Genomic DNA, 16,519 nt, shown 5'->3' on the forward strand with positions numbered 1-16,519 from the left:
AACCCGGTCACCAGGACCCCTGGCCGCCCACCCCGGCCCCCGGAACAGGCGTCAGCGGTGCTGGCGGCGGCTCACGGCCTGCGGCACGCTGGCGATGATCAGGGTCCCGTCCTGACGACGCTCACCGGAGTGCAGGGTGGGCTCTCCGTCGATCAGCGGTCCCTGACCATCCAGCGGCACGGTCACCGGCGCTCCGGCGCGGACGGTGACGTGCTCGCCGCGTACGGACATCTCGGCGTACTCCCCGTCCTCGACCTCGAACGAGATCGAGTCCCGCACCACCGAGACCTTGACCCGGGTGCCGCGGAGCATGAACCGGAAGCTCAGCCGATCCCAGTCGGCCGGCAGCCGTGGGTCGAAGGTGATCACGCCGTTGTAGTCGCGCATCCCGCCGAAGCCGAAGACCAACGCGTTCCAGACGCCCCCGGTGGAGGCGACGTGCACGCCGTCGCTGGTGTTGCCGTGCAGGTCGGCCAGGTCGACGAACAGCGAGCTGTAGAAGTAGCGCAGGGCCAGCGAGCGGTAGCCGACCTCGGCCGCGATGATCGACTGGACCACCCCGGACAGGGTCGAGTCGCCGGTGGTGATCGGGTCGTAGTAGTCGAAGTCGGCCCGCTTCTCCTCCAGCGTGAAGTGATCACCCTGGAGGAACAGGGCCAGCACGACGTCGGCCTGCTTGATCACCTGGAACCGGTAGATCACCAGCGGGTGGTAGTGCAGCAGCAGCGGACGCCGGTCCGCCGGGGTGGCCTTGAGGTCCCACACCTCACGGTCCAGGAAGCGCGAGTCCTGCGGGTGGATCCCGGTGCCCTTGTCGTACGGGATCGACATCGCCTCGGCCGCCGCGGCCCAGTCGTCGACCTCGCGCTGCTCCAGACCGAGCCGGTCCACCAGCTGGTCGAACAGCACGCCGTCGTGCTCGGCCAGCCGACGCACCACCTCCGCCGCCTTGGCCAGGTTGAAGCGGGCCATCACGTTGGTGAAGAGGTTGTCGTTCACCACGGTGGTGTACTCGTCGGGCCCGGTGACCCCGTGGATGTGGAACGAACTGGCCGCGCCGTCGTCGTCGCTCCGTTCCCGCCAGAAACCGAGATCGGCCCACAGCCGTGCGGTCTCGACCAGGATGTCGACACCCTCCCGACGCAGGAAGTCCTCGTCACCGGTAGCGGTCACGTACTTCATCAGCGCGTAGGAGATGTCGGCGTCGATGTGGTACTGCGCGGTGCCGGCGGCGTAGTAGGCGCTCGCCTCCTCGCCGTTGATGGTGCGCCAGGGGAAGAGCGCGCCCTGCTGGGCCAGGTCCTCCGCGCGCGAGTGCGCGGCCGGCAGCATGTTGTAGCGGAAGCGCAGCGCGCTGTGCGCCATCCACGGGGAGGTGTAGGTGAGGAAGGGCAGCACGTAGATCTCGGTGTCCCAGAAGTAGTGGCCGCCGTAGCCGGAGCCGGACACCCCCTTGGCCGGGACGCCGGACTGCTCCGCCCGGCCGGTGGCCTGGGCCAGCTGGAACAGGTTCCAGCGGATGGCCTGCTGGACCTCCGGCTGCCCGGCGACCTCCACGTCGGCGCGGGCCCAGAACTCGTCCAGCCACCGTCGCTGCTCGCTGTACTGCAGCTCGACGCCCTGCCGCTCGACCCGGTCCAGCGTCCGGCGGCAGCGGTCGACCAGCTCGCGGACCGGCACCCCCCGGGACGAGTGGTACGAGACGATCTTGGTCACCGTGATCGTCCGGCCGGGCTCGGCGTCCACCCGGTAGACCATCTTCCCGGTGTCCTCGTCAGCGCTGATGTGCTGCGTGTACGGGTTGTCGGTGACGATCGAGTGGTCGACACCGACCGCCAGGGTCATCTTGGAGTTGTGGCAGCGGTAGCCCAGGACGATCCGTTCGTCCTCGGCCTGGTGCAGCTGAGGATCCAGCACCCGGTCCTCGAACGACTCCGCCTTGCGCGGGTCGACACCGGCTCCCATCGCGGCGGCCTTGACGTGGTACTCGTCGCGGCCGTCCTGGCGGTTGAGGGTCTGGGACGAGATCACCACCGGGGCACCGAAGTCGAGCATGGTGACCTCGAAGGTCATGATCGCGAGGTGCCGCTGCGGGAACGAGACCATCCGGGTCGACTTCACGTGCACCGACTTGCCACCCGGCGTCCGCCAGGTGATCTCCCGGGTGAGCACCCCGCTGCGGAAGTCCAGGGCCCGCTCGTACGACCGCAGGTCGGCGACGGCGAGCAGCAGCGGCTCGTCGTCGACGTACAGCTTGATCGTCTTGTTGTCCGGGACGTTGACGATGGTCTGCCCGACCCGGGCGAAGCCGAACGCCTCCTCGGCGTGCCGGATCGGCCAGATCTCGTGGAAGCCGTTGATGAACGTGCCGTGCGCGTGGGTCTCGCGCCCCTCCTCCACGTTGCCGCGGAGCCCCAGGTAGCCGTTGCCGACCGCGAACAAGGTCTCGGTGACCCCGAGGTCCTTGCCCCCGTACGCCCGCTCGACGAAGCGCCAGTCCTCGACCGGGAACCGATGCCGGTCCAGGGGGTCCGCCGCATCGGGCGGGGTGTCCCCGCTCGAGCCCCTCATGCGGCGTCGTCCGATCCGGGCAGGAGCTCCGCGAGATCGGCGACCACCACGTCGGCGCCGGCCTGGAGCAGCCGGTCGGCCCCCACCCCGCGGTCGACGCCGATCACCAGACCGAAGGCACCGGAGTGCCCGGCCGCGACGCCGGAGAGAGCGTCCTCGACCACCACCGCCCGGTCGGCCGGCACCCCGAGCTTCTCGGCCGCGAACAGGAAGGTCTGTGGCGACGGCTTGCCCGCCAGGTGCGCGGCAGCAGCCACCACGCCGTCGACGACGACCTCGAACCGGTCGGCCAGACCGGCGGCGGCGAGCACGGCTGGGGCGTTGCGGGACGACGAGACCACCGCGACCTGGGTGTCGGTGGTCAGCAGGTGATCGAGGAAGGCGACCGATCCGGCGTACGGAGTGACCCCGTCGGTCTCCAGCACCGCGGCGAAGACGTCGTTCTTGCGGTTGCCCAGTCCGGACACGGTCTCGGCGTCGGCCGGGTCGTCGGAGGAACCCTCCGGCAGCGTGATCTCCCGCGAAGCCAGGAAGGACCGCACCCCGTCGTAGCGGGGCTTGCCGTCGATGTAGTCGAAGTAGTCGCTCTCGGTGTAGGGCTCGGCGATGCCGCGGCTGCCCAGGTACTCCGAGAACATCTTCTGCCAGGCCATCATGTGCACCTCGGCCGTCGGCGTCAGCACGCCGTCGAGGTCGAAGAGGACGGCGTCGAAGTCGTCGGTGTTCACGCGAGAACACTAGGGGAGAAGTGTTACGAGTCGCCGCGCGCGGTAGCCCGGGCGGGACCGGTGACCCTACAGCCGGGCGAACGCCCCGGCCACGGGCCTGATCTCCCCCACCCGGTCACCGTGCCCGAGCACCGGTGTGGCGACCTGCTCGTCCAGCGTCGGTGCGCTGAGGCCGAGGCGCTGCAGCGTGGCGGCCATCGCGGCCGCCCGGGCCCGGGGCGAGCCGTCGCTGATCTTGATCGCCACCCCGGTCCCGTCGGCCAGACCCACCGCGTAGACGGCCTCGGCGCCGGCCTTGCCCACCAGCCCGGGGATCGCGCGGTGGAGGGCGAGCTCGTCGCGGCGCGTGCCGGAGACGTTCTGCGGGTGGCTCCGGATCGCCTCGGCCACGCGGGCCTCGGGGCCCTCGGTGGCGCCCGCGATCCGGCCGAAGGAGCGGGCCAGGCCGTACAGGCTGACGGCGTAGAGCGGGGCCCCGCACCCGTCGACGGCCAGCAGACCCGCCTGTTCGCCGGCGAGGTCGTCGATGGTCTGCAGGATGGCCAGCTGCACCGGGTGGTCCGGATCGCGGTAGGTGGCCGTCGGCCAGCCGTTGAGCGCAGCCGTCGCGAGCATCCCGGCGTGCTTGCCGGAGCAGTTCATGGTGATCGCCGACTTCTCCCCGCCCGCCCGGATCAGGTCGTGGGTCGCCTGCTCGTCGGCCGGCCAGTCCGGCGGGGTCTGCAGGTCGGACTCGCCCAACCCGGCGTGCTCGAGGATGCGGCGGACCGCGTCGACGTGGAACGGCTCGCCGGAGTGCGAGGCGCAGACCAGGGCGAGCAGGTCGGGCGGCAGGTCCAGTCCGGCCCGGACCAGGCCGACCGCCTGCAGCGGCTTGCTCGAGCTCCGGGGGTACATCGGGGCCAGCGCGGCTCCCAGGGACCGCACCAGGCGACCGTCGGGGTCGGTCACGGCCACCCGGCCGTGGTGCACGCTCTCGACGGTGCCGTTGCGGACCACCTCCACCAGGATCGGGTCGCTCTCGAACGGTCCCGGCGGGGAGCTCGACTGGGGTGCGGCGGCGAGGTCGGTCACGGTGTCGGAGGGTACTCCCCCGTGGGGATGGCAGTCAGACGACGGGGTGGCAGGTCAGAGGCGGGCGCGGACGTGCAACCCGACCTCCGGATCGACCAGGACCTCCTGAGCCGCCGCGACGGCAGGCTCGCCGCTCTCTCCCGGACCGGCAGCCAGCAGGTCCCGGGCGGGGTCGGTGCTGCGCTTGATCAGTCCGAGGGCGATCGGGCCCAGCTCGTAGTGCCGCGCCGAGGTGCCGACGAAGCCGACCGGACGTCCCTCGAGGGTCAGCGGCGCTCCGACCGGCGGCAGGGTGTCGGTCGAGCCGTCCAGGTGCAGCCGGACCAGCCGCCGGGGAGGTCGCCCTAGGGTGTGCACCCGCGCGATCGTCTCCTGTCCCCGGTAGCAGCCCTTGTCCAGGTGGACGGCCGGACCGAGCAGACCGAGCTCGTTGGGGATGGTGCGGTGGTCGCTGTCCAGACCGATCCGGGGCACCCCCGCGGCGATCCGCCGCGCCTCGTACGCCCACAGCCCGGCGGGTGACCGCTCGGCCAGTGTCGCGGCCAACTCGGTGCGCGGCACCAGCAGCTCGTGACCGTCGAGGGAGTCCGGGCCGGATCGGCTCAGCCGGTCACCGTCGGAGCTCCCGGCCCGCCAGACGACCGCGTAGTCCGACGTCCGGTCGACGACCTCGACCCGCATCATGAACCGCATCCGGTCCAGCCAGGCCGCCGCCGCCGTGGCAGCCCCGGGCTCGGTGTGCGCCCAGAAGGTCTCGCCGTCGTCGACACCGTAGAGGGCGTGCTCGATGTGGCCCTGCGGGGAGAGCACCAGGGTGGTCACACCCACCCCGGGGGCCAGGTCGGTGAGGTGCTGGGTGGTGAGCGAGTGCAGCCAGCTCAGCCGGTCGGGGCCGGACACGGTCAGCACCCCACGGTGCGACAGGTCGACGGCGCCGTCCCCGGCCTCCAGCCGCCGCTGTTCACGCAGCGGGTCCCCGTAGTGCCAGGGCTGTCCGGCGTCGGGTCCCGACTCGGCGAGGACGGCGGAGGGCACGGTGCTGGACATGCCTCCCAGGTTAGTCCGGCATCTGCCGCGCCGGCCCGGCCTGCGTCGTCGCGGTCGTCTCCGTCCGGCCCTCGCGCCCCCGCAGGCGCCGACGGCCAACGCGTCGACAAGGAGGTTCGGGCACGATCCAGGTCTCGTCCGCGTGACCGAACCTCCTTGTCGCTCTGCCGGTGGGCTCGGCAGACTGGACCTGTGCCCGACGACCTGCTGATCGCGCGCAACCCGGAGCCGGACTCGAGCCTGCCCTACCTCATCCGGATCCCGCTCGGCGAGGACGGGATCGTGGTCAAGGCCCGGGAGACCTGGCCGCGGACCAACAAGATCTACTGCCACCGGGCCGAGGCGTGGCCGACCGATGCCGAGATCGTCGAGCGGCTCGCGGTCCGGTCCGTCGGGCGGCGGGGCGCGGCCATCGACCTCGTCCTCACCCGCGGTCGGGAGAGCCGGTCCCAGTTCGTGCTGACCCGGGCGCGTGGTCGCGAGGTGATCTTCTGGCAGTCAGCCCGGACGGCGAAGCAGGCGCGGCCGCGGGTGAACCTCCCCACCGCTCGCGCCCACGGCCAGGTGCTCGACATCGTGGTGGACGTGCACGAGCGGTACGCGTACGGCTTCCGCCACCAGCAGGCCTCGACCCGGAAGGCCCCGCTGCGCGCCGGTGACTACGCGGTCGCCGAGGGTGACGAGGTCATCGCTGCCGTCGAGCGCAAGTCGGTGGAGGACCTGTCCGGCACGCTGCTGTCGGGGAGGATGACGTACCTGCTGGCGGACCTGGCACACCTGCCGCGGGCCGCCGTGGTGGTCGAGGCCGGCTACAGCGCCGTGTTCAAGCTGACCCACGCCACGGGATCCAGCGTCGCGGAGGCGCTGGCCGAGGCGCAGGCGCGCTTCCCCACCGTGCCCATCGTGTTCTGCGACAACCGGTCACTGGCTCAGGAGTGGGTCTACCGCTGGCTGGGGGCCTGCCGGCGCGAGCACGAGCTCGCCGCCGCCACCGCCGGGGTGGAGGACACGTTCGCCCCAGGCGGTCCCCTACCGGAGCCCGCCCCGTCGATTCCCCGCCGCCGTTCGACGGGCGAGGAGGCGACGATCCGCGCCTGGGCCCGAGAACAGGGCCTCGAGGTGTCCGCTCGGGGCCGGGTGCCCGGCGCGATCCGCCGAGCGTGGGAGCAGCGGGAGCCCGGGGACGGCTGAGGTCCCGGCGCGCGGCGGCCTTGGTCAGGCCCGGGTGCGCTGCAACCGACCCCACTGGTGGTTCTGCAGCGGGTGGCCGCCGGCCGCCTTGTCGAAGGTCCACAGCAGGTCGCCCTCGACGTTGCCGTACAGGCGCTGACCGGCGGTGTACTCCTCGGCGGAGGCGCTCCGCAGGATGGCGTCGGTGGCCAGCTCGATCTTCGCTCCGGCGATCTGGCCGTACCAGACCTCGGCGTAGCCACCCGGCTGACAGAGCACGACCTCGAGGCCGCCGTCGGGCTGCGGGCGCCAGAACCCGGTCTCCATCGAGAGCGGCTTGCTCGCCTTGCCCTCGTCGTCCAGCGTGAAGGTCTGGGAGAGGTAGTGCAGGTACGCGCCGCCGTTGTCGGCGAAGTCGATCTGCTGGCCGAACTCGAGGTCGTCGGTGTCGGGATAGGAGGCACGACCCGTGCCCTCCCAACGGCCGAGCAGCCAGGCCAGCGGGGTGAGAGCGGGATTCAGGTCGGGCGAGATCTCGAAAGGCACCCGTTCAGGATTCCACGGAACGACCGCGAACCAGCAACAGCACCAGCGCGACGACCGCCGCGACTCCCACCGCAACGATGCCGGCGATCAGCAGGACGGCGAACACGGCGGCGAGCGACATGACCGCGAGTGTAGGTCGGCGTGCCGCCCGCCGGCGGGCGGCACGCAGGCCCGGTGTCCTTCTGCAGCACGTACGCCGCACGCGTGCGCCGCGCGGTCAGGGCCTCGTCGTCAGCGGTCTGCGCAGCACGGTGGTCACCGTCACGTAGCGCCGCCCGTCGGCCACCGGCCAGGACTCCACCGCCGACCCGTGCTCGCGGTAGCCCAGCCGCCGGTAGAGCCGGTGGGCCGCGGGGTTGTCGTGCTCGACGCTCAGTCGCGCCTCGGTCCGGCCCCGGCGACGGGCCCGGTCCTCCAGCTCGGCCACCAGGGCGGTGCCGATCCCCAGGCCCTGCAGCAGCGGGTGCACCGCGAGCTGCCAGAGCACCCCCGCCTCCGGCACCGGCCGCAGATCCGCGCCCCCCGCGGCCACCAGGTGCCCGTTGGGCAGCTCGCCGACCACGTACTCCGCCTCGTCGGCCACCATCAGCGGCAGCACCTCGGCGATCGCGGTCAGGTGCTCCGGACCTCCCGACCACTCCAGCTCGGCCAGGTCGGCCGGCTCCAGGGCCCGGAACGTCACGTCGATGGTCACGCCTCGATCCTCTCCGACACCGACCGGTCGCGCACATAGGGTCGGTGGATGCGCAGGTACGTGATCATCGGGGCCGGGGCGATCGGCGGCGGGCTGGGAGCCAGGTTGGTGCAGGCGGGGGTGCCGACGGTGCTGGTCGCCCGCGGCGACCACCTGACCGCCTTGCAGCGGCACGGCCTGCGGTTGCGGACCCCGGCCGAGGACATCACCCTGCCGGTCACCGCCGTGGCCTCGATCACCGATGTCGAGCTCACTGTCGACGACGTGATCGTGCTGTCGGTCAAGACGCAGCAGCTGCTGGACGTGCTACCCGAGGCCGCCGACGCCCCAGTGCGCGACCGCGACGGCGTGCTGCAGGGGACCGCCGGCGACCTGCTGCCCGTGTTCCTGGCCACCAACGGGGTGAGCGCGGAGCGGCTGGCCGCCCGCTACGCCCGCCGGGTGTTCGGGATCTGCCTGTGGATGCCCGCCGTGCACCTGGAACCGGGCGAGGTGGTCATCCGCGGCGTCCCCATCTCCGGTGTGCTGCACCTCGGCCGGGTGCCGACGGAGCGAACCGAAGCGGCCGACCGGGCGCTGCTCGAGGAGGTGGCCGCGGACTGGCGGCGGGCCACCTTCGGCGTCGAGCTGCCCGGCGACGTGATGGCCTGGAAGCACCGCAAGCTGATCAGCAACCTGGCCAACGTGCTGGACGCCCTGGTCGACGACCAGCAAGCGGTTCGCCCGGTCCGGGTGGCGGCCGACCAGGAGGCTCGGACGGTGCTCGCGGCCGCCGGCGTCGCCGTCATCGACGACGCCACCGAGGCCGCAGCGCGGGCCGAGGGGTTCACCGTCGAACCCGTACCGGGTCTGGAGGACACCCGGTTGGGCGGGTCGAGCTGGCAGTCGCTGACCCGCGGCACCGGGTCGATCGAGACCGACTACCTGAACGGCGAGATCGTCCGGATCGCCCATGAGAACGGGCTGGCGGCCCCAGTCAACGCGCGCCTCGCCCGACTGGCCCGCACGGCGATCCGGCGGGGGGAAGGGGCCGGCAGCGTGTCCGCGACGGACCTCGTGACCGCCGTGGGCGGGACGACCCCGAGTGTCCCTGGTGACCGGCAGGATGACCGGCCATGAGCATCGGACGCCTGCACGGCATCGTGATCGACTGTCGCGACCCTCAGTCCCTGGCGGAGTTCTACCAGGAGCTGCTCGGGATGGTCAGAGTGCAGGACGACCCGGACTGGGTGGTGATCGGCGACGCGGCCGACCGCCCCGGAGTGGCCTTCCAGCGTGTGCCGGACCTGCCATCGGCCACCTGGCCCGAGGGTGAGCGCCCGCAGTACCGCCACGTCGATGTCGCCGTGGCCGACCTCGACGCAGCCGAGACGGCAGTGGTGGCCGCCGGCGGGCGGCGGTTGGCGGGCGGTGGCGGAAACTTTCGCGTGTGCGCCGATCCCGCCGGCCATCCCTTCTGCCTGGTCGTGCTCGGCTGATGACCGGCTCCCGTGGTCAGGTGCGCTGATGCGCGCCGTCGTCCAGCGCGCCCGCTCGGCGTCGGTCACGGTCGGCGGCGAGATTGTCGGTGCCCTCCCGCGACCCGGGCTGCTGGTCCTGGTCGGCGCGACGCACACCGACACCCCCGCCCTGGCCGCGAAGCTGGCGGCCAAGATCTGGACGCTGCGGATCCTGGCTGATGAGCTGTCGGCCTTCGACACGCGCGCACCGCTGCTGGTCGTCAGCCAGTTCACCCTGTACGCCGACACGGTCAAGGGACGGCGGCCCTCCTGGAGCGCGGCCGCGCCGCGGCCGGTCAGCGAACCGCTGGTGAACGCGTTCGTCGCTGCGCTGCGCGAGCTCGGGGCCGAGGTGGCCACCGGCGTCTTCGGCGCCGACATGCAGGTGAGCCTGGTCAACGACGGACCGGTCACCCTGATCCTCGACGTCGACTGACGCGACAGAGGGCTCCACAGGCCGCTCGACGGCCGGTGTCCGGACGCGAACGAGGCGCCGTCCACCGCAGGGGGACAGCGCCTCGATCGGCGATCAGGACCCGCTCACCCGATGCCCGGGCGGGCGAGCGGAGTGGAGCGGCTCAGGCGGCGACGGCGTCGAGGAGGACGTCCACCTCGAGCACGTTGCCGCGCGCGGCCACCACCTGGCGGTCGGTCTGCGCGCCCGGAGCCAGCGTGCGCAGGGTCCACGACCCGTCGCCGGCGAAGAAGCGGAAGTGACCGGTGGCCGACGTGGGCACCTCGGCGGTGAACTCACCGGTCGAGTCGAGCAGCCGCACGTAGGCGTTGGAGACCGGCTCGCCGCTGCGCAGCACGCGGCCCTGGATCACCGCCTCCTTGGTGACGTCGATGCCCTGCACGCTGAGTCCGCCCTGGGTGGCTCCGCACATGTCCTGCTCCTTGCTGGTCGGGGGTCGAGGTGGTGCTGCCCGTCCCGGGCGGTCGCCCAAGACGGGATGGGACTCAGGCCTGGCCGGGCTCGTCGCCGACGGCGACGGGCACGCCCACGAGCGAGCCGTACTCCGTCCAGGAACCGTCGTAGTTCTTCACGTTCTCCTTGCCGAGCAGCTCGTGCAGGACGAACCAGGTGTGCGCGCTGCGCTCACCGATGCGGCAGTAGGCGATGATGTCGCGGTCGAAATCGAGACCGGCGCTGCCGTACAGCTCGGTCAGGGCCTCGTCGGACTTGAAGGTGCCGTCGTCGTTGGCCGCCTTGCTCCACGGGACGTTGATGGCCGTCGGGATGTGCCCACCGCGCTGCGCCTGCTCCTGCGGCAGGTGGGCCGGGGCGAGCAGCCGGCCGGCGAACTCGTCGGGGCTGCGGACGTCGACCAGGCTCTTCTCGCCGATCGCCGCGATGGCCTCGTCGCGGAAGGCGCGGATCTCCAGGTTGGGTTCGGCGGCCTTGTACTGCGTGGCCGGCCGGGTGACCGTCTCCGAGGTCAGCTCGCGCGCATCGAGCTCCCACTTCTTGCGGCCGCCGTCGAGCAGCCGCGCGTCGCTGTGACCGTAGAGCTTGAAGTACCAGTACGCGTAGGCGGCGAACCAGTTGTTGTTGCCGCCGTAGAGCACGACGGTGTCCTCGTTCTTGATCCCGCGCTCGGACAGGAGAGCCTCGAACTGCTCCTTGTTGACGAAGTCGCGGCGGACCGGGTCCTGCAGGTCGGTCTTCCAGTCGATCTTCACCGCGCCGGCGATGTGGCCACCGTCGTAGGCGGTGGTGTCCTCGTCGACCTCGACGAGCACCACGTTCGGGTCGCTGGCGTGCTCCGCGACCCAGTCGGCGTCGACGAGTACCTCTGGCCTGCTCATGTCCTGGCTCCTGTGGTGTGGGTGATGGTGATCGTGCGATCTTCGGGCGCGCCGACACGGCGAGACGCCGAGGGTGCGCAGGGTAGGACGGCCGCTGAGAAGGCGGCTGTCACATGGAACGACACAACGACGAGCGCATCCGACCGTGGTCCACGGCCAGACGGCGGGTGAGCGGAAGCGCCCACGCTGTCGTCGTGATCATGCAACCAGGCTAGGGGCGCCGGCTCGCACGGCCAAGGGTCTTCTCACCCAACGAGACGGGTATCCAGAATATGGACGCAGAGGCGCCTGAGCGGCAAATCCGCTGGTCGGGTCCGTCGCCATCCGTAGAGTGAGACCCGTGGTTGTGAGTTGGACCACCCGCAACCGGTTTTGGTAGGCCGTTCACGCGCCTGACATGACCGGTTCACCCGGGTGTCTCAGAACGCACCACCCGCGTACGGAGGCAGGATCTCGGCCCGCACGGACCCGGTCAGCGGGTCATCCCATCGCTCGGATCGGACCACCACCCCGTCCACCAGCACGGTGCAGACCGCAAGCAGGCGGTCGAAACGGGGGTCGGAGCCTCGGCTCGCGGAAGCCGCCCGGAAGGCCTCCCCCAGTGACCCCGCCGACCACCGCTCCGAGGCGGTGCCGGCCACCGCTCTGGCCCCGGCCCAGAAGACCAGGTCGACCGTCGTGCTTGGCGTATTCTCATGCTGCGACGAGGCCCCACGCGGAGTCCGCGATCGTCGGTCGTCACGTGGTTGCTGTGTTGACATCCTGCCTTACCAAACGGAGCCGGAGGAGACCTCGATGGCCACCTTGCTGCTGTTGACCAACGATATGCACGCCTCGTCGGAGATCCTGCCCGCCCTGGAGCTGCTTCCCCACCAGGTGAAGGTCGCCCAGGCCGAGGCGACAGCCCTGCTGGACGCACCGCAGGCCGATGTGATCCTGCTGGACGCGCGTCGCGACCTCGTCGGCGCCCGGTCGCTGTGTCGACTGATCGAGACCACCGGCAAGGAGTCGCCGCTGCTGGTCGTGGTCAGCGAGGGCGGCCTGGCCGCGTTGTCGGCGGACTGGGGCTTCGACGACATCCTGCTGAACACCGCCGGGCCGGCCGAGGTCGATGTCCGGATCCGACTCGCCACCTCGCCGTCGGCCAGCAACACGGGCGAGCCGCTGATCCAGACCGGCAACATCACCATCGACGAGGCCGGCTACTCCGCGAAGCTCAACGGGACCCAGCTCGACCTGACCTACACCGAGTTCGAGCTGCTGAAGTACCTGGCCCAGCACCCGGGCCGGGTGTTCAGCCGCCAGCAGCTGCTCAGCGACGTCTGGGGCTACGACTACTTCGGCGGCACCCGGACCGTCGACGTGCACGTGCGGCGGCTGCGGGCCAAGCTCGGTCCCGAGTACGAGTCGGTCATCGGCACCGTCCGCAACGTCGGTTACCGCTTCGTCGCCCAGTCGGAGGACAGCAGAGTCTGACGGTGAGGGCTGGGTCGTCGGCCCAGCCCCACGCTGCTCGGAAGTGTCCCCATCCGCGTGCGAGCGGGGCGAGCGCCATCAGAACTGCACGGTTCCCGGCGGGCCCTCGGCTCGCACGTACTGGACGCCGGCGAGGATCTGGGCGGCGAGCACGGCGAGCAGCGAGAGCACCAGGAAGACGGCGGTCGTGGCGAACCGTCCGACCTCGATCAAGGCGATGGCGCAGACCACCAGCGCGAGCACCGAGATCGCGTACGAGACCAGCTGCAGGATCCACGAGACGGCCACGACGGCAGCCAGGTCGCTGTTCCTCTCGCCGTGCCACACAGCGATCGCCCGTCGCCACGACAGGTGCTGCCACAGGCAGAGCACGAGCATCGCCGCGCTGACCGCCACCAGGGCCTGCGCCCAGCCGCGGCCCTGGAAGACGCCGTCGAGATCGGGGTAGCTCACCAGGCCCGCCACGGAGGAGGCGACACCGAGGGCCGCCACGACGGTGCCGAGCAGGGTCTTGCGCAGCTGACCGTGGGTGCGGGACACCAGAGCCGGCTGCTCGTGCGCCCCGTACGAGGGAAGGTCCTGGGCGGCGTACTGCTCGTCTCGCATGGCTGCGAGCATAAAGTGCTCAGGCCGGTCGACCGAGCGGAGCCGTCGCCCGACCGCCCCCGTCGCACCTCCCGGTCCGGGACGAGCGACCGTGAGCACTACATTGGCCGGATGGCTGCCCCCCTCCCGGCCACCCTCACCGTCACCGCCGATCCCTCCCCCACGCAGCAGCAGCAGGTGCTGACCCTGGTCGCCCGCGCCGCCGAACGGGACGGACACCCAGCGGTCAACGAAGCCGGGCTGCTCGCCCTCCGCCGGCCGCCGGAGCGCAGCGCGGTCGCTGCGGCCGCCCTCCCCCGCCACGTCCTCGCCCACGACCTCCAGTCCGGCGAGCTGATCGGCTACGCCCAGGCGATCGCGGAGGAGGCCGGACCGGTGGCCGCCGTGGTCGTCGACCCCGACCACCGTCGGCGCGGTGTCGGCGGGGACCTCTTGCGCCGACTCGCGTCCGAGACCCCGGGCCCGCTGCGGGTGTGGGCCACCGGGGACACCGCGGCGGCGCGCGCACTGGCGGACTCGGTGGGTCTGCGACCCGTGCGCACCCTGCAGGTGCTGGGCCGTTCCCTCAGCGGTGACCTGCCACCGGTGCAGCCGCCGGCGGGGACCAGCATCCGCACCTTCCGGCCGGGCCAGGACGAGGACGGCTGGCTGAGCGTCAACGCCCGCGCCTTCGCCCACCACCCGGAGCAGGGGTCGCTGACCCGCGCCGACCTGGAGCAGCGGATGGGTGAGCCGTGGTTCGATCCCGACGGCTTCTTCCTCGCGGTGCGCGACGCGTCGTCCGACACCGAGCCCGCCCCGGTGCCCGGTTCCGAGTCGACACCCTCGACACCGATCGTCGGGTTCCACTGGACCAAGCACGAGGCCGGCGCCACGACCGGTGAGGTGTACGTGATCGGGGTCGACCCGGCGGCGGGGGTCCGCGGTCTCGGCACCCCGCTGCTGGGGGCCGGGCTCCGGCACCTGCGGGAGGTCGGTGCCAGCGAGGTCGACCTCTACGTCGAGGCCGACAACGAGCGCGCTCTGGCGCTCTACCACCGCTACGGTTTCACCCTCGTCAGCGCCGACGTCATGTACGCCGCCCCGGCTCCGGCCGGTCCCGGCTGACTACGATGCACCTGATCCGGCGACCCACAGGAGCTACGACCATGAACGCACCCGACCTGGCCAACGACCTCCTCGAGAGCGGGGCGGCCGGGGACGCCGGCGTGGTGGACGGTGACGGTCTGCCCGACGACCGGTTCTACGACCGCGAGCTGTCCTGGTTGGCCTTCAACAACCGGGTCCTCGACCTGGCCAAGGACGCCCAGCGGGTGCCGCTGCTGGAGCGGGCCAAGTTCCTGGCCATCTTCGCCAACAACCTGGACGAGTTCTTCATGGTCCGGGTCGCCGGTCTGAAGCGGAGGATCGCGGCCGGCGTGGCCGTGCGCTCGGTCAGCGGGCTGATGCCGCGCGAGGTGCACCAGGCGATCCTGACCCGCACCCGGGAGCTGGTGGAGGAGCACTCGCGGCTGTTCGAGGAGGACATCCGACCCGCGCTGGCGGCCGAGGGGATCGAGATCCTGCGCTGGCACGAGCTGGCCACCTCGGAGAAGGAGCGGATGCGCGAGCTGTTCGCCGAGCGCATCTTCCCCGTGCTCACCCCGCTCGCCGTGGACCCGTCGCACCCGTTCCCGTACATCTCCGGCCTGTCGATCAACCTGGCCGTGCTGGTGAAGAACCCGGTCACCGGGATCCGGCAGTTCGCCCGGGTCAAGGTGCCCAGCGTGCTGCCGCGGTTCGTCAAGCTGGACGAGGGCCGGTTCGTCGCCCTGGAGGACGTGATCGCCCGCCACCTGGACCAGCTCTTCACCGGCATGCAGGTGGTCCAGCACCACGTGTTCCGGGTGACCCGCAACGAGGACGTCGAGGTCGAGGAGGACGACGCGGAGAACCTGCTCGTCGCCCTGGAGCGGGAGCTGTTGCGGCGCAAGGTCGGCCGCCCACCGGTCCGGCTGGAGGTCGAGGACGACATCGACCCCAAGATGCTCGAGCTGCTGACCACCGAGCTCGACATCAGCGAGAAGGAGGTCTTCGCGCTGCCGGGTCCGTTGGACCTGCGCGGGCTGTTCTCGCTGACCGACCTGGACCGGGCGGAGCTGAAGTACCCGGCCTTCCTGCCCGCCACCCACCCGCACCTGGCCGAGGTGGAGACCGCGCAGCCGGCCGACATGTTCGCCGCGCTCAAGCAGCGCGACGTGCTGCTGCACCACCCGTACGACTCGTTCGCGACCAGCGTCACGCGGTTCATCGAGCAGGCGGCCGACGACCCGCAGGTGCTGGCCATCAAGCAGACCCTCTACCGCACGTCGGGCGACTCCCCCATCATCGACGCCCTGATCGAGGCGGCCGAGCAGGGCAAGCAGGTGCTGGCCCTGGTGGAGATCAAGGCCCGCTTCGACGAGCAGGCCAACATCGCCTGGGCCCGCCGGCTGGAGCAGCACGGCTGCCACGTGGTCTACGGGCTGCTCGGCCTGAAGACCCACTGCAAGCTGTCCATGGTGGTCCGCGACGAGCCGGACGGGCTGCGCCGCTACGCCCACATCGGCACGGGCAACTACAACCCGAAGACGGCCCGGCTCTACGAGGACATGGGCCTGCTGACCGCCAACCCGATCATCACCGACGACATCGGACGGTTGTTCAACCACATGTCGGGGATGAGCCAGGAGACCCAGTACCGCCGGCTGCTGGTGGCCCCGCACGGGATCCGCACGGGTCTGCTGGACCGGATCAACAACGAGATCGCCAACCACGAGGACGGCCGGCCGGCGGGGATCCGGATCAAGGTCAACTCCCTGGTCGACGAGACGATCTCCGACGCCCTCTACCGCGCGTCCCGCGCCGGGGTCTCGGTCGATCTGTGGGTCCGGGGCATCTGCACGATCCGACCGGGTGTCCCCGGGCTGAGCGACAACATCCGCGTCCGCAGCATCCTCGGCCGGTTCCTGGAGCACAGCCGGCTGTTCTGGTTCGCCAACGACGGCCATCCCTCGGTGGGCATCGGCTCGGCCGACCTGATGCACCGCAACCTGGACCGGCGGGTCGAGGTCCTGGCCTCGATCACCAACCCGGCCCACGTGGCCGAGATCGAGGGGCTGTTCGACCTGGCCTTCGATGCCGGCACCGCGGCCTGGTGGCTCAACGCCGACGGCACCTGGACCCAGCGCACGACCGACGCCGAGGGTGAACCCCTGGTCGACATGCAGGAGCACCTGATCAGCGTGAAGAGCCGACGTCGAGCGGCGAAGTGAGCGTTC

Annotated in this window: 16 protein-coding genes; 7 read left to right on the forward strand and 9 right to left on the reverse strand. The window is 71.4% G+C overall.

The features are described 5' to 3' along the window. Positions 1-51: 51 nt before the first annotated feature. The 4 genes from ABD714_RS21120 to ygfZ form a co-directional block, all read right to left on the reverse strand. Positions 52-2,571 (reverse strand): glycoside hydrolase family 65 protein, encoded by a 2,520-nt coding sequence (locus ABD714_RS21120; RefSeq protein ID WP_344814435.1) that lies wholly within the window; start codon positions 2,569-2,571, stop codon positions 52-54. Then, positions 2,568-3,299, reverse strand: a complete 732-nt coding sequence (locus ABD714_RS21125; protein ID WP_344814436.1) for an HAD family hydrolase — start codon at positions 3,297-3,299, stop codon at positions 2,568-2,570. Before ABD714_RS21125 ends, ABD714_RS21120 begins: the two co-directional genes overlap by 4 nt. A gap of 66 nt (positions 3,300-3,365) precedes the next feature. Then, positions 3,366-4,373, reverse strand: a complete 1,008-nt coding sequence (locus tag ABD714_RS21130; RefSeq protein WP_344814437.1) for an asparaginase — start codon at positions 4,371-4,373, stop codon at positions 3,366-3,368. 54 nt (positions 4,374-4,427) lie between these two features. Then, positions 4,428-5,420 carry a CAF17-like 4Fe-4S cluster assembly/insertion protein YgfZ gene (ygfZ, locus tag ABD714_RS21135; protein WP_344814438.1) on the reverse strand — a complete coding sequence of 331 codons (993 nt, stop codon included), beginning with the start codon at positions 5,418-5,420 and terminating at the stop codon, positions 4,428-4,430. 192 nt (positions 5,421-5,612) lie between these two features. Between ygfZ and ABD714_RS21140 the strand changes: the two genes are divergently transcribed. Then, the gene (locus tag ABD714_RS21140) at positions 5,613-6,611 is read left to right on the forward strand and encodes an ERCC4 domain-containing protein (RefSeq protein ID WP_344814439.1); all 999 of its coding nucleotides are present in this window, start codon (positions 5,613-5,615) and stop codon (positions 6,609-6,611) included. Positions 6,612-6,635: 24 nt separating this feature from the next. Here the strand turns inward: ABD714_RS21140 and ABD714_RS21145 are convergent, their stop codons facing one another. Further along, complete coding sequence (locus ABD714_RS21145; protein WP_344814440.1) at positions 6,636-7,136, reverse strand: heme-binding beta-barrel domain-containing protein; 501 nt, start codon at positions 7,134-7,136, stop codon at positions 6,636-6,638. A 217-nt stretch (positions 7,137-7,353) separates the two neighbouring features. Further along, positions 7,354-7,830, reverse strand: a complete 477-nt coding sequence (locus ABD714_RS21150; protein ID WP_344814441.1) for a GNAT family N-acetyltransferase — start codon at positions 7,828-7,830, stop codon at positions 7,354-7,356. Between the two features lie 48 nt (positions 7,831-7,878). Between ABD714_RS21150 and ABD714_RS21155 the strand changes: the two genes are divergently transcribed. From ABD714_RS21155 to dtd, 3 genes are read left to right on the forward strand one after another with little or no spacing between them, the layout of a single operon-like run. Beyond that, the gene (locus ABD714_RS21155; RefSeq protein ID WP_344814442.1) at positions 7,879-8,949 is read left to right on the forward strand and encodes a ketopantoate reductase family protein; all 1,071 of its coding nucleotides are present in this window, start codon (positions 7,879-7,881) and stop codon (positions 8,947-8,949) included. Then, positions 8,946-9,308, forward strand: a complete 363-nt coding sequence (locus ABD714_RS21160; RefSeq protein WP_344814443.1) for a VOC family protein — start codon at positions 8,946-8,948, stop codon at positions 9,306-9,308. The genes ABD714_RS21155 and ABD714_RS21160 overlap by 4 nt, the downstream gene beginning before the upstream one ends. 28 nt (positions 9,309-9,336) lie before the next feature. After that, a complete protein-coding gene (gene dtd / locus ABD714_RS21165) occupies positions 9,337-9,765 on the forward strand; it encodes a D-aminoacyl-tRNA deacylase (RefSeq protein ID WP_344814444.1) in 429 nt (142 codons plus the stop codon). Between the two features lie 142 nt (positions 9,766-9,907). On the opposite strand, the gene ABD714_RS21170 is transcribed toward dtd, so the two are convergent. After that, positions 9,908-10,216: a DUF1416 domain-containing protein gene (locus ABD714_RS21170; protein WP_344814445.1), complete on the reverse strand. Its 309-nt coding sequence runs from the start codon at positions 10,214-10,216 to the stop codon at positions 9,908-9,910. Positions 10,217-10,289: 73 nt separating this feature from the next. Further along, the gene (locus ABD714_RS21175) at positions 10,290-11,138 is read right to left on the reverse strand and encodes a sulfurtransferase (protein WP_344814446.1); all 849 of its coding nucleotides are present in this window, start codon (positions 11,136-11,138) and stop codon (positions 10,290-10,292) included. Positions 11,139-11,933: 795 nt separating this feature from the next. On the opposite strand from ABD714_RS21175, the gene ABD714_RS21180 reads away from it, so the two are divergent. After that, positions 11,934-12,614, forward strand: a complete 681-nt coding sequence (locus ABD714_RS21180) for a winged helix-turn-helix transcriptional regulator (RefSeq protein ID WP_344814447.1) — start codon at positions 11,934-11,936, stop codon at positions 12,612-12,614. Positions 12,615-12,692: 78 nt separating this feature from the next. Here the strand turns inward: ABD714_RS21180 and ABD714_RS21185 are convergent, their stop codons facing one another. Further along, positions 12,693-13,220, reverse strand: coding sequence for a hypothetical protein (locus ABD714_RS21185; RefSeq protein ID WP_344814448.1), 528 nt, complete (start codon positions 13,218-13,220; stop codon positions 12,693-12,695). Between the two features lie 111 nt (positions 13,221-13,331). On the opposite strand from ABD714_RS21185, the gene mshD reads away from it, so the two are divergent. Together mshD and ABD714_RS21195 are read left to right on the forward strand one after the other, a co-directional pair. Continuing rightward, a complete protein-coding gene (mshD, locus tag ABD714_RS21190; protein ID WP_344814449.1) occupies positions 13,332-14,327 on the forward strand; it encodes a mycothiol synthase in 996 nt (331 codons plus the stop codon). A gap of 41 nt (positions 14,328-14,368) precedes the next feature. After that, positions 14,369-16,513 (forward strand): RNA degradosome polyphosphate kinase, encoded by a 2,145-nt coding sequence (locus ABD714_RS21195; protein WP_344814450.1) that lies wholly within the window; start codon positions 14,369-14,371, stop codon positions 16,511-16,513. Positions 16,514-16,519: the final 6 nt, after the last annotated feature.

It is taken from the genome of Microlunatus aurantiacus (genome assembly GCF_039536605.1).
Taxonomy (GTDB): domain Bacteria; phylum Actinomycetota; class Actinomycetes; order Propionibacteriales; family Propionibacteriaceae; genus Microlunatus; species Microlunatus aurantiacus.